This is a genomic window from Bradyrhizobium sp. SZCCHNR1043 (assembly GCF_032489675.1).
Lineage (GTDB): Bacteria > Pseudomonadota > Alphaproteobacteria > Rhizobiales > Xanthobacteraceae > Bradyrhizobium.
In genome coordinates this window covers 210,515-227,711 of sequence record NZ_JAUEYN010000008.1, presented here as the reverse complement: position 1 = coordinate 227,711, position 17,197 = coordinate 210,515, and the positions used below count along the sequence as shown (strand labels likewise).

The 17,197-nt window shown below is 65.2% G+C and carries 3 protein-coding genes; all 3 read left to right on the top strand.

The annotated features are described in order from the left end of the window. Positions 1 to 453: 453 nt before the first annotated feature. The 3 genes from QX039_RS15960 to QX039_RS15950 all read left to right on the top strand — a co-directional run bounded on the left by QX039_RS15960 (position 454) and on the right by QX039_RS15950 (position 17,189). Positions 454 to 1,290 (top strand): transglutaminase-like cysteine peptidase, encoded by an 837-nt coding sequence (locus tag QX039_RS15960; RefSeq protein ID WP_315771131.1) that lies wholly within the window; start codon positions 454 to 456, stop codon positions 1,288 to 1,290. Between the two features lie 80 nt (positions 1,291 to 1,370). After that, a complete protein-coding gene (locus QX039_RS15955) occupies positions 1,371 to 1,721 on the top strand; it encodes a hypothetical protein (protein ID WP_315737544.1) in 351 nt (116 codons plus the stop codon). A gap of 411 nt (positions 1,722 to 2,132) precedes the next feature. Continuing rightward, a complete protein-coding gene (locus tag QX039_RS15950) occupies positions 2,133 to 17,189 on the top strand; it encodes a VCBS domain-containing protein (protein WP_315771132.1) in 15,057 nt (5,018 codons plus the stop codon). The last annotated feature ends 8 nt before the right edge of the window (positions 17,190 to 17,197 follow it).

Genomic DNA, 17,197 nt, shown 5'->3' with positions numbered 1-17,197 from the left:
GCAGGCGCGGGCAGCTCGTGTGAGTGCAGCGATACCCGGTTCTCCGCGAAAAATATGTGAGATCCCAGAAGTCGCTGCGCTGATCCGCAGCTGAGCGAGCCGGCCTGCGTTACCAAATTCTGAATCGTTCAAATGCGACGCGATTTGGTCGGCCGCGATTAGTCGCGTTCGCAGCTTGGCCGCGAACATCACCGCGGTTTAACCGGCCCGAAGCCGCGCCGGCCCTATCCCTGATCCGATAACAACCGGGACAGGGATCGACGCGATGACGTCGGCCGATGCCCCGGAGCATACAGGGCGTCACTGATGTTGCGGATCGATCGGCCGCGGGTTCGCCCGCGCGCGCTGGGGCTTGCGCTTGTGTTGTCGGTCGTGGCCGGTTGTGCCGGCGCTGCGTTTGCCGAGACTTCAAATCGTAGATCTCTGCAGGGCACTGCGGATAGCGCGCTGCCGGTGCCGCCGCCCGTCCGTTTCTTCACCATCAATGCCGTGCTCGCCAAGCACGACGGCCTGCGTCGCGCGGCCTCCGGGCCTGTGGAAGTGGCATCGACCGACCCGGCCGGGCGCGCCGGATCAGTCAGCGACGCCCCGCAGGGGCCGGCGGTCGCTAATCCCAGCGACGAGCCGTTCGGCCTGATGACGTTCCGCGCACCCGAAGGCGTGCTGTGGGTGAAATGGCGCGGCATCCAGGCTGCGATGGCGAGCGAGCGGATGTCGACCGACCGCTGCAACGGCGATGACGCGCGCTGCTCGGCGTCGGAGCGCTTCTTCGTCGCGCTGATGCGGTCGGCCGCTGCCGCCAGCGAAGGTCGTGCACGCGCGGAAATCATCAATCGCGGCGTCAACCAGGCGGTGCGCTACGTCAGCGACGATCAGCAACACGGCCTGCCGGACGTCTGGAGTTCGCCACTGCAGACCTTGCGCAGCGGCCTCGGTGACTGCGAGGACTACGCGATCGCGAAATACGCGTTGTTGCTGGCGGCGGGAACGCCGGAATCCGACCTCAAGCTGCTGCTGGTCCGGGACCTCGCCGTAAGGCAGGATCACGCCGTCGTCGCAGTCCGGCTCGAGGGCAAGTGGTTCGTGCTCGACAATCGGCGGGCCGCTCTGATGGAGGGACGAGATCTGCAGTCCTTGATGCCGCTGTTTGCAATCGATCACCGCGGCGTCAGCCTGTTCGCGGCGCCCTATGCCGAGCGGCCGCACCACGAAAGCGAGAGCGACGTCACGCCGGCGGCCGAAGCCGACATCGGCGGCGGCCGTGATCCGGGCCGGCCGTTGCTGCTCTGAATGTCGCAGCCGAACGACTTGTAGCCGGCGCCGTTTGCGGTCTTAATGCACGCTGGGAAGCTGGCGAGCAGGGGGCCGCGGTGAATATCAAGCAAGTCATGGTTTGCGGGGCAGTGGTCCTGTCGGCGATCGGTGGGATGATCGGCATCGCGCGGGCCGACGCCGTGGTGCTGCCGGGCGCGGCGTTTGCGATCGCCTGCGAGAATGGCGGCAGTTACGTGCTGCGCTCTCGTCCCGTGCTCGCGCCGGGCGAGATCGTCACCGCGCAGCTCTACCTCCATCCTCGCCACGCGATTCCGGTCCGTCTCGTTCCGATGGGCGACGGCTATCGCTACGCAGGCCGCGGCGTGTGGCTCGATGGTATCGGTGACCAGGCGCTGTTGTATTTGCGCAAATATGAACCGGTCGCCTGCGTGGTCAGCCGCATCTGAGGCATTCTGCCGCTGCACAACCTCTTTCAAGAATAGGCTCCGCCTTTCGCAAATAATTCGCGAGAGGCGGAGTTCCATTTCGGCCATTTCATGGCGCTCAGCTCATATTCACGACAGCGTGCGTGGTGTTCCGCAAGTATTGCGCGCGGAACAACTGCGGATCAGTAGTAATTCTCCAGGCCAAAACCCGATTTAATCTTGTCTTTCCGGCTGCGCCATGCGTGGCGCGGAAGCATAGGCGCGGACTAATTTACCTTCATAAATGCCGCTGCACTTGACTGCATTTACCCAAAGTCCCTAAAGTCTGATTAACAAGAACCGGTAATATTGACCCGTATTCTCGTTTAATAATAGTTTAACGATAGAAATGGGAGTGCCACCAAAGCGCCCCATATTTGGAGGTTTTGGCGCATGAATGCTCCTGTCCTGCTGGCCCAGTTGACCGGCACGTCCTCGCAGCCATCCAGCGCCTCTGCAAAGCACCTCAAGATCGGCAAACCGCCGGGCAACCAAGCCATTACGGTTCACCTCGACGGTCAGAGCCAGATCGATTTCAGCGACATCGCCAGCGAGCGGCTGACCTTCGTCAAGATCGGCAACCGCCTCATCATCCTGTTCGACAATCAGTCGACGGTGTCCATCGACCCGGTTTTCGATACCAACGGCGCCCCGCTGAAGGACGTCAGCTTCGAGGTCGGCCCCGACCGAATCATCAATGGCGATCAGTTCGCCGAGCTGTTTCCCATCACCACTGACCAGTCGGTGCTGCCCGCCGCGGGAACGCCCGGTGCGCCGGGCGTGCCTGCCGGAGCGAACTTCGGGACGTTCAAGATCGATGCGCTGATCGGCGGCACGCCGCTTGGGCTGCTGGGAGCCGAGGACACCACCACCAAATTCGGCGACAATCCGGTCACGCCGAATCCGACGCCGATTGCCGGCGTCGCCGACAGCGTGGTGCTCAATGAGGACGGCCTGTCCGAAGGCCGGCCCGGCGGCAGCGGCGACATCGGCGGCGTGGCGACGAGCTTTACCGGTTCGCTGAACGTCGACTTCGGCACCGACGTGATCGGCCGCGCCTTTGCGTTTGCGGCGTCACAGCCTGGTCTTGCCGGGCTGACGTCCGGCGGCCAGGAGGTGCATTTTGCGATCACCACCGTCAACGGCCAGCCGGAGCTGATCGGCTATATCGGCAGTGATCCCTCGATCGTCGCCAACCAGGTCTTCACCGTCACGCTCGACGCCAACGCGACGATCGCGGGGACCTATACGGTCACGCTGCTGCAGCCGCTCGATCATCCGGTCTTCGGCACCGAAGACACGCTGAACCTCACCATCAACGTCATCGCCATCGACGGCAGCGGCGACACCGCGCCGGTGACGATCGTGATCGGCGTCAACGACGATTCGCCGGTCGCCGGCACCGTCGAGGCGATCAATGTCGCCGAGCACACCGGCGGCGGCAGCGAAGGCGGCGGCGAGAGCGAGCTCGTCGCCAAGGTCGTGGGCGGCGACGGCTTCGAGCCGACCACCGCGAGCGTGGATCTCCACATCGGCTGGGGCGCCGACAACGGCAACAGCAAGGTCGATGGCGGCTCCAACGGGACCGTGGTCGACGGCGACCGCTCGCTGGTGTTCGACGCGTCCGAGATCGCGATCTTGCAGGCGCTGGGCCTGACCTCGAACGGCGAGGCCATCTCCTACACGCTGTCGGCTAACGGCACCGAGATCATCGCGACCGCAGGTGAGGGTGAGGGCGCGCGCAACATCTTCACCGTGTCGCTGTCCGACACCGGCTCCGGCAGCGCCACCTTCACCCTGTCCGACAATATCGACCACAACGGCGCCAACGACGCGTCGCTGCCGCTGACCTTCAAGGTGGTCGCGACCGACGCCGACGGCGACCCCGTCAACAGCGCCTTCACCGTCAATGTCGCCGATGACGGCCCGAGCTTCGGCGAGAAGCCGAGCTATTCGGTGGTCGACGAAGACGGTCTCGGCAATGCCGGCAACAGCTACGCCGATGGCAGCGACGCCTATGGCGAAGACCTGACGGTCACCGATACGCTCGGAATCCGCTGGGGCTCCGACGACGCCAACAACAATGTCGACGGCGGCATCAACGCAACGCCGGTCAACGGCGACCGCGCCGTCACCTTCGCCGCAAACGTGGTGGCCTCGCTCGAGGCGCAGGATCTGACCTCCGACGGCTTTGCCCTGCGCTACGAAGTGTCGGGGAACGGCACCGTGCTGACCGCCTATCGCTATGATGCCGCGCACGAGACCTATGTCGATGCCAACGGCAAGCCGCTGGAAGGCGAGGGGCTGTCGGGCGCCGTGGTGTTCACGGTGTCGCTGTCCGACCAGGGCCGTGGCTCCTATACCTTCGCGCTGTCGGGCAACCTGGATCACCCGGTGCACGGCACCGAGGATGACGTCACCCTCAACATCGGTTTCGTCGCCACCGATTCCGATGGCGATGCGATCACCGACACCTTCACGGTGAAGGTCAATGACGACGCCCCGAGCTTCGGCGAGAAGCCGAGCTATTCGGTGGTCGACGAGGACGGCCTCGGCAACGCCGGCAACAGCTACAAGGATGACGGCGACGCCTATGGCGAAGACCTGAAGGTCACCGATACGCTCGGCATTCGCTGGGGCGCCGACAGCGCCAACAGCCATGTCGATGGCGGCATCGATGGCACGCCGGTCAACGGCGACCGCGCCGTGACCTTCGCGGCCGACGTGGTCGCGACGCTCGACGCCCGGAATCTCACCTCGAACGGCTTCGGTCTCGCCTACGTCGTGTCCGACAACGGAACGCTGCTCACGGCCTATCGCTACGACGCCGAGCATGAGACCTATGTCGGCGCCGACGGCAAGCCGACGGACTCGGCCGGCGCGACGGTGTTCACGGTGTCGCTGTCCGATCAGGACCGCGGCTCATACACGTTCGAGCTGAAGGGCAATCTCGATCACCCGGTGCACGGCACCGAGGACGACGTCACGCTCAACATCGGCTTCGTCGCCACGGATTCCGACGGTGACGCGGTGACCGACAGCTTCACCCTGAAAGTCAACGACGACGCGCCGGAGTTCGGCGATGCGCCGAGCGCCGGTGTGGTCGACGAGGACGGTCTCGGCAATGCCGGCGACAGCTACGTGGAAGGCAGCGACGTCGCCGGCGCCGATCTGACGGTGACCAAGACGCTCGCCATCCTGTGGGGCGCCGATAGCGCCAACAGCCATGTCGACGGCGGCATTGATGGCGCGTCGGTCAAGGGCGATCGCGCCGTCACTTTCGCCGCGGACACGGTTCCCTCGCTCGAGGAGCTGGGGCTGACGTCGAACGGGATTGCGCTGAGCTATCAGGTCTCCGAGAACGGCACGCTGCTGACCGCCTATCGCTACGATGCCGCCCACGAGACCTATGTCGACGCGAACGGCAAGCCGACGGAGGACCTCGCCAGCGCCACGGTGTTCACCGTCTCGCTGTCGGATCTGGACAACGGCTCCTACACCTTCAACCTTACCGGCAATCTCGACCATTCGGTCCACGGCAGCGAGGATAATCAAGGGCTGTATTTCGGCTTCGTTGCCACCGATTCCGACGGCGACGCAATCCACGGCAGCTTCAATGTCGAGGTCAATGACGACGCCCCGGTGTTTGGCGAGCGCGTCAGCTACTCCGTGGTCGACGAGGATGGTCTCGGCAATCCCGGCAATTCCTACGCGGATGGCAACGACGCTGCGGGCGCCAATCTGACGGTGACCGACTTCCTCGGCATCCGTTGGGGCGCCGACAGCGCCAACAGCCATGTCGACGGCGGCATCAACGGTGCGCCGGTCAACGGCGACCGCGCCGTCACCTTCGCCGTCGACGTGGTCTCTACGCTTACCGCCCAGCATCTGACGTCGAACGGCGTCGCGCTGACCTACACCGTGTCCGCCGGCGGCACGATGCTGACCGCCTACCGCTACGATGAAGCGCATCACACCTACGTCGACGGCGAGGGCCATGCCACCGGTGATCCGGCCACGGCTGCGGTGTTCACGGTGTCGCTGTCCGACCAGGGGCAGGGGTCCTACAGCTTCACGCTGATCGACAACATCGATCATCCGGCCCACAACACCGAGGACGACGTCACGCTCACCCTCGGCTTCGTCGCCACGGATTCGGATGGCGATGCGGTCTCCGACACCTTCAAGGTCAAGATCAACGACGACGCGCCAGTGCTGAACCGGGAGATGGCCACCGGCGTGGTCGATGAGGACGGGCTAGCCACCGGGCTCGCCGGCGGACCTGGCGACGTCCCCGGCCAGAACACGGTCGCAACGGGCGATCTCGGCATCTCCTGGGGCAGCGACAGCGCCAACAATCTCGGCAATGTCGGGATCACCGGTGCGTCACCGGTGAACGGCGACCGCGCCGTCACCTTCGCATCCGACGCCACTACCACGCTCGCCGCGCAGCACCTGACCTCGAACGGCGTCGCGTTGACCTACGGCGTCAGCGAAGGCGGCACGTTGATCACGGCCTACCGCTTCGACGGACAGCACTACATCGACGGCAACGGCAACTGGACCGGCAACAAGGCCAATGCCGCCGTGTTCACGGTGAAGCTGTCCGACCTCGATTCCGGATCCTACAGCTTCACGCTGCTCGACAATCTCGATCACCCGGTGCCCAACACCGAGGACAGCATCGCCCTGACGCTGAAATACGTCGCCACCGATTCCGACGGCGATCAGGTCAGCGGCACGTTCAAGGTCAGCGTCAACGACGACAGCCCGGAGGCGCATACCGGGGCGGCCAAGAGCATCAGCGAAGCCGGTCTCAACGCCGGTGGCGGCGATTGCGGCCCCGATTTCGGCGGTCACGATTTCGGCGGCCACGATGGCGGCAGCCGCGATCCTCAGGTGACCGGCGCGCTCAACATCAAATGGGGTGCCGACAACAACGACAGCGGCGCCGCCGATCGCTCGGTCCGCTTCGCCAACACGTCCAACGCTGCCGCCGATGTCCATGTGACCAACGGCAGCGATGTCGGCCTCAGCGGCCTGACCTCGGACGGTCAGCAGGTGAAATACGCCTTCGATCATGGCGTGCTGGTCGGCTACACCGGCAACAGCCTCAATTTCGGGCAGCGCGTGTTCGAAGTCTCGCTCGATGACGACGGTACCGGCACCTACACCTTCAAGCTGCTCGGCAATCTCGATCATCCGGCCGGGCAGGGCAGCAACGTCGTCAAGCTGACGTTCGACTACACCGCGACCGATTCCGACGGCGATTCGAGCAGCAGCACGTTCACCGTCACCGTGATCGACGACGTCCCGACGATCGGGCACGCCGAGAGCGAGACCGTCAGCGAAGCCAACCTTCCGACCGATCTCTACGACGTCCTGTTCCCGGATTCGCCGTACTCCACCGTGCAGACCGGCCGCCTCGCGATTTCCTGGGGCGCCGACGACAACGATTCCGGCGCGACCAACAACCGCTCGGTGGCGTTCTTCGACACGACCGCCCCGGACGGGCTGACGTCGAACGGCTATGCGATCAGTTACGTGGTCTCGTCCGACGGCACCACGCTGAGCGCGGTCACCACCGATCATCGCACCGTTTTCACCGTCACGCTGAGCGATGACGGCGACGGCAGCTACAAGTTCACGCTGCTCGACAACCTCGACCATGGCAAGTCGGGCACCGACAGCCTGGCGCTGAGCTTCGGCTTCAAGGCCACCGATTCCGACGGCGACAGCGCCACGAGCAGCTTCACGGTGGCGGTGACGGACGACGTGCCGACCGTCGGCTGCGCCGAGGACGAGACCGTCAGCGAGGCCAGCCTGCCGACCGACGGCTACGACACCAGCCATCCAGACGCGTCGAACTCGACGGTCCAGACCGGCAGCCTCGACATTTCCTGGGGGGCCGACGACAACAATACGGGCGTGGGGCACAACCGCGCGGTGGCCTTCACCACTGCCGCCGGCGCCACGGGCCTGACCTCCGACGGCTCGGCGATCAGCTACACGATCTCCAGCGACGGCACCTTGCTGACGGCCGTCACCGCGGATCACCGCACCGTCTTCACCATCCAGTTGTCCGACAGCGGCGATGGCAGCTACAAGTTCACGCTGTACGACAACATCGACCACCCGGCGTCCGGCCAGAACGACGATAGCCTGCCGCTGACGTTCGGCTTCAAGGCCACGGATTCCGACGGCGACAGCGTCACCAGCAGCTTCAAGGTCACGGTGCTCGACACCGCGCCGGTGGCGGCGGCCGGCGATGCCAGGACCGTCGACGAGGACGATCTGCCGGGCGGCACGGATGTCTCCAAGGCGCCGACCGCGGTCAGCGGCGACCTCAACATCAGCTGGGGCTCCGACGACAGCAACAAGACCTCGGGCGGCGGGCTCGGCGACCGCTCGGTCACCTTCCGCTACACGAGCGCGGGCGCGAATGTCGACGCCGAGGACAGTTCGGGCCGCAATCTGACGCTGACGTCGGATGGCCAGACGGTGAAGTACACCTTCGAGAACGGCGTGCTCGTCGGCTACACCGGCGGCGATCTCGCCCACGGCGCCCGCGTGTTCGAAGTGTCGCTGAGCGACCAGAACGACGGCTCCTACAACTTCAAGCTGCTCGGCACTCTGGACCATCCCGCCGGCAGCGGCGAGAACATCGTCAAGCTGTCGTTCAGCTTCACGGCGACCGATGGCGACGGCGACACGTCCAGCAACAGCTTCACCGTCTCGGTCAAGGACGACGTGCCGGTGCTCGGTTCGCCGACCGCCGCGACGCTGACCGAGAACGCCACCGGCTCTGCTGGCGCGGAGGTGTTTCAGACCCAGACCGCGGCCGATGTCGCGCTCAACATCAATTGGGGTGCCGACGACAGCAATTCGGGCGCGGCCAATCGCAGCGTCGCATTCGATAGCGCGATCCATACCGGCGACGTGGTCAAGACCACCGGCGCAGGCAGTCCGACGCTGACGTCGAACGGCACGGCGGTGCAGTTCATCCGCGTGTCGGACACCGAGATCTGGGGCGTCGCCAACGACAATGGCGGCCAGCTCACGACGAATGACCGCAAGGTGTTCCACATCACGCTGTCCGACGATGGCTCCGGCAGCTACACCTTCGAGCTCCTGGACAATGTCGATCACGTCGGCTCGGGCCAGACCAATGCACTGTCGCTGAAGCTCGGCTTCACCGCGACCGATGCCGATGGCGATACCGCCTCCGGCGGCAACTTCACCGTCACCATCAATGACGACAACGGCCGGCCCGCGATCGGCACGTCTGATGCCGGGACCGTCGACGAGGATGGGCTTTCCGGCGGCAACACCGGAGCGGCCACCGGCGACGTCGCCGGTGCCAATGTCACGGCCAACGGCTCGCTGGCGATCTCCTGGGGCGCCGACGACAACAACAGCGGCGGCGTGAACCGCGCGGTCGCGTTCAGCGGCATCATCAACGGCCAGAACGCCACTTCGGACGCGGGCTCGCTGACGGTCGGGGGCGTCCAGGTCAAGCTCTGGGTCGTCGGCAATACGGTCTATGGCTACACCGGCAGCAATCCTACCAACGGCAACCCGCCGTCGGTGGCCAGCCAGGTGTTCAAGGTCTCGCTCGATGATTCCGGTGCAGGCAGCTACAGCTTCACGCTGCTGAAGCACGTCGATCATCCGGCCGGCCAGAACGAGAACGACGTCAAGCTGACCTTCGGCTTCACCGCCACCGATGCGGATGGCGACAGCGCCAGCTCGTCATTCGCGGTGACGATCGACGACGATACCCCCGTTGCGACCGCGACGGTGTTGAGAGCCGCGGTCTACGAGAGCGAGCTGCCGAACGGAACGGTGGTGACCGCCACCGGCAACCATGGCGGCGACCTCAATGGCGACGGCAACGGCAACGATTCCTACTTCACCGGCAATCTGAGCTCGCTGGTGTCGTTCGGCGCCGACAAGCCCGGCACCTATACGGTCGAGAAGACCAACCTCGCGCCCGAGCTGCTGTCGCTGACGTCGGGCGGCGTGGCGCTGACCTACAGCATGGGGGTCGACAACACGCTGATCGCCAAGGCTGGCAGCGTCACGATCTTCGAATTCCAGGTCGATGCCAACACCGGCCAGTATTCGTTCCGTCTGAAGGGCGCGCTGGACCACGTCGGCACCGGCCATGACAACACGCTGACGCTCGACCTGTCGACGGCGGTGACCGCCACCGATTCCGACGGCGATTCCGTTGCGCTGCACGATCAGATCATCATCACCGTCAACGATGACAGCCCGCAGTCGCAGGACGTCGACACCGTCGCGATCTCGGAGGCAGCCGGCAGCGTCTCGACCGGCGCGGTCGATCTGCGCATCACCTATGGGGCCGATGGCGACAGCCCCGGGCCGTCGGTGACGTTCTTCGGCGCGTCGCCGGTGCGCGTCTACGATGCAGCCGACCACCAGCTCTCCGGACTGACATCGCTCGGCTTCGGCCTGACCTACGTGATGTCGGCGGATCACACGACGCTGACCGCCTATCGCATGAGCGGTGGCAGCTACATCGGCCAGAATGGTCTGGTGACGGGCAACGCGGCTGATGCGGCCGTGTTCACGGTGACGCTGTCGGAGACCGGCACCGGCTCCTACAACTTCACCTCGCTGCAGCCGCTCGATCATCCCGCGCCGATCGGGACCTCGAGCGCCGCCGACCAGTATCTCGACCTCAATTTCGCCTTCGCGGTCGAGGACCGCGATCACGACGTCTTCACCAACAATTTCACCGTCCGGGTCGATGCCGCCGGCACCGTGACCACGACGCGTTATGACGCGCCGAATTCGCCGGTGTTCGTCAATCTCGGCGACAGCGCGGCGACGGTCGTCGGCGAGACCGTCGGGGCTCACAGCGTGACCGACCGCGCCGCGGTGACCGACAAGGTGGTCGGCACCGACAAGCTCGGCAGCGTGACCGAGGCCCACGGCTCAAATGGCGACGACATTCTGGTCGGCGGCAACGGCGTGGGCGGCGATGCCCTGTTTGGCGGCGCCGGCAACGACATCATCATCGGCGGAGGAGGTGGCGACCGGCTGTTCGGCGGCGCTGGCAACGACACCTTCCTCTACACGGTGGGCGATGGCAGCGACGTCATCGACGGCGGCTCGGAGTCTGGCACGACCTTTCCGAACTACGACGTGCTCGCGATCACGGGCGATGGAAATGCGCGCAATTTCACCATCGGTAAGACCTCGACCGGTACCGAGATCAATCCGACGCTGAACGATCCGTCCGCCAGCAACGCCACCGACATTCTGGTGCGCTATGACGGTTCGAACGGCGCGACGATCCGCGCCGACGAGATCGAGCGCATCACCATCGCCGGCGGCACCGCCAGCGACACGGTGACGATCACCGATATCAGCGGCACGGCGATCGCGCCGTCGACCATCGTGTTCAACGGCGGCTCCGGCAACGACACGCTGGATCTCGTCCGGTTTGCCGGCAACACCAGCGTTGTGTCCGACGGCGGCTCTGACACCGACACGGTGAAGTTCGGTTTCAAGTTCGCCGAGGCGACCTACACCAAGGTGTTCGCGACGGACGGCGTGACGCTGATCGGCGTGCAGGTCACCCACAACGGCCTGACCGATACGTTCACGAATTACGAGAGCTTTGCCTTCACCGACGGCACCCGTTCGCTCGCGGGCGTCTTCAACACGCCGCCGGTGGCTCATGACGACGCGGTCCAGGCGAGTGAGGATAGCCCGCTCACCGTCAACGCGCTGCTCAGCCTGCTCAACAACGACACCGACGTCGACAACAACACCTTAACCGTCACCGGCGTGTCGAACGCGACGCACGGCACCGTTTCGCTCTCCAACGGCAATCCGGTGTTCACGCCGGACAAGAACTTCTCGGGCGTCGCCGGCTTCGATTACACGGTCAGCGACGGCGATGGCGGGACCGCGACCGCGCATGTCACGGTCGACGTCGCACCGAAGGCGGACGCGCTGACGCTGGGCTTCGTGGATCTCGGCCCGGCCTCGGGTGCCGAGGACACCACGATCAACCTGAAGCTCATCAGTGCCGCCGTCACCGATACCGACGGCTCCGAAAGCCTGCGGCTGCTGCTTTCGGGCTATCCGGCCGGTGCGACCTTCTCGGTCGGCCATGCCGGAACCGGCGCTGACGCCGGCAAGTGGGTGATCGATAGCGCCGCCGCGATCGCCGCGTTCGACAGCCACCCGCTGCAGATCACGCCGCCCGCGAACTACAACGGCACGTTCTCGTTGTCGGTGGTCGCGGAGGTCACCGACCAGGCTACGTTGTCGGACGGCAACGTCCACACCGACGTCGTCAACACCGCACTGCAGACGATCGATGTCACGGTGACCCCGGTCAACGACGCGCCGCAGATCCATGCGCCGACGCAGGTGACGACGAACGAGGATACGCCATTCGCCTTCACCGGCGCGAACGCGTTCTCCTTCTCCGATGCGGACGGCGATGTCGTCGAGTCCGTGAGGTTCGACATCTCCGGCGGCACGTTCGCGATCCCGTCTCTCGGCGTCTACAACGCCAGCCAGACGCTCGCGATGAGCGGGTTCAAGATCGGCGATCTGAACGCCATTCTGGCGTCGGCGGTGTTCACGCCATCAGCCGATAACGATGCGACGGGATCGGTCACGATCACCATCAACGACAACGGCAATGTCGGCGGTGGCAATCTGAGCGCGACGCAGACGATCACGATCAACATCAACCCGATCGAGGATGCTCCCACGGCCGTGGATGACACGGCCAGTGTGAACGAGGACACGACGTTGACCGTGTCCGATCCGACGCAGGGCGTTCTGCACAACGACCGCGACCCGGACACCGGCGACACGCTGAGCGTGGTGGCGGGCGACTTCACGACGGCCAAGGGCGGCACGATTCACTTCAATGCCGACGGCACCTATGTCTACAAGCCCAAGGCCGACTTCTATGGCGCGGATACCGTGGATTACACGGTGCGTGATGCGGCCGGACAGACGGACATCGGCACGCTGACGATCAACGCGGTGCCGGTCAACGATGCACCGGAGATCCATGCCCCGACGCACGTGACCGCCGATGAAGGCGCGTCGTTCGCTTTCACCGGCGCGAACGCGATCACCTTCTCCGACGCGGACGGCAATGTCGTCGAGTCCGTGAGGTTCGACATCTCCGGCGGCACGCTGTCCATTCCGTTGCTCGGCGTCTTCAACGCCGAGCAGACGCTCGCGATGAGCGGGTTCAAGATCAACGATCTGAATACCTATCTGGCATCGGCGGTGTTCACGCCGAACAGCGACCAGCCGGGGTCGGTCACGATCACCATCAACGACAACGGCAATGTTGGCGGCGGCAATCTGAGTGCCACCCAGACGGTCAGCGTCGAGGTCATCCCCGCCAACCACCCGCCGGTGGCGAACTCCGACACCCATGCGGTGCTCGAGGATGACACGCTCAACATCTCAGTTGCGAATGGCGTCATCCGCGGCTCGACCGGCGGCTCGGTGGCCGACAGCGACGTCGACAACCCCGTCAGCTCGCTCGTCGTGTCCGGCGTCGTGGCCGGCACCGGCAGCGTGACGCAGGGGGCGGGCGTCGGCACCTCGATCGAGGGCGCCTACGGCCATCTGACGCTGAATTCGGACGGCTCCTACACCTATGTCGCCGACAAGGCCGATGCGCTGGCGGCGGGCGTGCCCGCGGTGGACACCTTCACCTATACCGACAAGGATCCGTCGGGCGCGGTGTCGAACACGGCGACGCTCAAGATCACGGTCACCGGCGTCAACGACGCGGCCGTGATCAGCGGCGACGCCACCGGCACCATCGCCGAGGAGGGCGGCATCTCCAACAGCCAGAGCAGCCCGCTCTATGGCATCGCCCGCGGCGACCTCAATGCGACCGACGTCGACGGGCACAACGATGTGTGGCAGGCGACGTCCTCGAACACGGCCAACGGCTACGGCTGGTACGACATCGGCAGCGATGGCAGGTGGACCTACGGCATCTATAACAACGACCCGAGAATCCAGGCGCTGAAGGAAGGTGAGACCACGCTGACCGACAGCTTCACGGTCTACACGGAGGACGGCACCGCCAAGACGGTGACGATCCAGATCCTCGGCAACAATGATGCGCCGGTCCTGCAGAACGCGCTGACCGACCGCAGCTCGGCGGAAGATCAGCCGTTCAGCTTCACCATCCCGTCGAACACGTTTGCCGATGTCGATGGCCGCTTCGATGGCACCGCGAACCTGCTGACGCTGTCGGCGAACCTCAGCGACGGCAGCAACCTGCCGGCGTGGTTGCACTTCGACGCCACGACCGGCACCTTCAGCGGCACCCCGCCGGCCAATTTCGTAGGCACGGTCAACGTCACGGTCTACGCCAGCGACGGCGAATATGCCGTCTCGGACGCCTTCACGCTGACCATCACGCCGGTCAATGACGGCGCTGCGAGCGTGACGGTGTCGGGCACGGCGACGCAGGGCCAGACGCTGACCGCCAATCTCGGCAGCGATCCGGATGGCGCCGCGTCGAACGTCGTCTATCACTGGCTGCGGGACGGCGCCGTCATCAACGGCGCAACCGGCTCGACCTATACGCTGGGGTCCAACGACGTCGGCCACAAGATCTCGGCCAACGTTACCTATACCGACGGCCAGGGCTTTGCCGAGAACGTGACCAGCGGCCAGACCGGCTCGGTCACGGCGCCGAACCACGCGCCGACCTTCGGAGCCGGAACGACCGCGGCAAGCGTCACCGAGGACGCCTCCTATGCGGCGCCGAGCGGCAACCTGATCCAGAACGGCTCGTTCGGCTACTACAACGGCAACTTCTACACGCTGGATGCGTGGACGGTCGGGGGCGCCCATGCCGTCACCGTCGTGGGCGGCCGCACGGATGGCGGCTCGGCCGACTTCTACGGCGCATCGAGCTCGATGAGCCAGACCATCAGCACCGTCGTCGGCGTGACCTATACCGTCGACTTCTACGTGATGACCTACGGTACGGCCGTGACATCATCCGTTGATGGAACACCCCTTCTGACGACGAGCGCCTGGAACTTTGGCTGGACGGAGCAGACCTACCAGTTCACCGCGACCTCGACGTCGACGACGATCAAGTTCGCGAGCGCAGGTGGTGCCGTCATCGACGACATCTCGGTGCAACCCAGCACGGTCGTGACACCGGGCGTGGAGCGGGCGTCCGGCGCGATCGCCTTCACCGACGTAGACGGCGATGCCCAGACCGTGACCTACACGACACCGGCCGGCAGCAACTACTACGGCTCGTTCAACGCCACGGTCGACAATACCGGCCACAAGGTGAACTGGACGTTCACCGTCAACGACGCCGACATCCAGTCGCTGCGCGCCAGCGACCATATCGATCAGACCTACACGGTGAAGATCGACGACGGTCACGGCGGGACGACGACGCAGACCGTCACCGTCACGGTGAACGGCGTCAACGATGCGGCGTCGATCGCGGGCACGGCAAGCGGGACGGTCAAGGAGGACGGCACGCTGACGGCCGGCGGGACCCTGACGGTTACCGACGTCGATAGCGGGGAAGCCCAGTTCCAGACGCCCGCTTCACTGGCGGGGACGTATGGCACCTTCACCTTCAACGCGGTGACCGGGGCCTGGGGCTATACGCTGAACAATTCGGCGGCCAACGTCCAGGCGCTCAACAATGGCGACGTCAAGCACGACACGCTGACCGTGAAGTCGGTCGACGGCACGGCCAGCCAGGTCATCGACGTGACCATCAACGGCACGAACGAGCCGGCGCCGCTGGCCGTCGTGGACACCACGAGCGCCGACGGACGCTATGCGCTGTCGCAGAACACCGACTCGCCGAACGTGATCAGCCTGAATGCGGCAACGCTGTTCTCAGGCGGAACGGGGACGGTCACCTACACCTACAGCCTCGTCTACAGCTCGACCGGCGACGACAGCTGGATCCATCGGACCGGAAACCAGTTCACCGGCGATCCGAACAACAGCGATGCGGGCCTGTACGTTTACAAGGTGACGGCCACCGATTCGGTGTCGTCTGTGTCGACCTATCTCGCCTTCAACGCGCTCGACAATGGTGCGCTCAATCTCACCATCAACTCGCTGTCGGACAAGTCGTGGGTGGTCGGCTCGGCGCCGTGGCTGTCCGGCTACAGTGCCAACGACGGCGACGCGATCACCGCCACGGTCGACAACACGCTCGAGGCCAATGCCAACAACGGCTACGACGTGATGATCGGGTCGAGCGGCGGCAACAACTTCAACGGCGGCGCCGACGATGACGGCATCTACGGCCTCGGCGGCAACGACACGCTGCTCGGCGGCTCCGGCAACGACTATATCAACGGCGGCGCCGGCAACGACTCCATCCGGGGCGGCAGCGGCAACGACGTCACCATCGGCGGCTCCGGCAACGACACCTTCTATTGGGGCGTCAACGACGGCGTCGACACCGTCGACGGCGGCATCGGCACCGACACGTTCGTCATCGAGGGGACGTCGTCGCAGGATCTGATCTACGTCACGGTTGCCGGCGGCGTGATCACCGACGTCAACGGGACCAAGCTCAGCAATATCGAGGCCGTGACCGCCGATCTCGGCAGCAGCAGCAGCGATACGCTGACTTACATCACCAGCGAGGACGTGACGGTCAATCTCGGCGCCGGCACGGCCATCGGCTTCGGCTCGATCGCCAATATCGAGCGCGTGACCGGTGGCTCGGGCGACGACATCCTGATCGGCAGCAGTGCTGCCAACACGATCAATGGCGGCGACGGCGACGACATCATCCGCGGCGGCGGCGGCAACGACACCATCGATGGCGGGGCAGGGATCGACCTGCTCGACTTCTCGGATGCCACGGCCGGTTTTACGTTGACGCTGACTCAAAGCTCGACCGCCACGAATGTGTCCATTCCTGGTCTCGGCACGGACAGCTACAAGAATATGGAAGGCGTGATCGGTTCGAACTACAATGATACGATCAATGGGTCGGGCAGCGCTGACGTTCTCATCGGCGGCGCCGGCTCCGACCAGCTCACGGGCAACGGCGGGTCCGACACGTTCAAGTGGAACGCCGGCGATCTCGCCGGCGGCGGGCTCGACACCATCCTGGATTTCCAGACCGGGACCTCCGGCGACGTCATCGACCTCTCGGGCCTCTTGGCCAGCGTGTCCGGCAACCATGCCGACGCGGTGCGCTTCGTCGACAGCGGCGGGCACACCAGCCTGGCCTCGGCCAACGGCAGTGGCGTTCTGAACAACGGCGACCTGACGCTGCAGATCAACGCCGGCTCCGGCTGGACCAACGTCGCGACGATCAAGGACACCGGCGGCAACCTCACGGCCGGCGACGACGTGATCAAGATGATCATCGACAACAGCCACGCCCAGACGCAGGTCCACGTCTGACCCGGCCG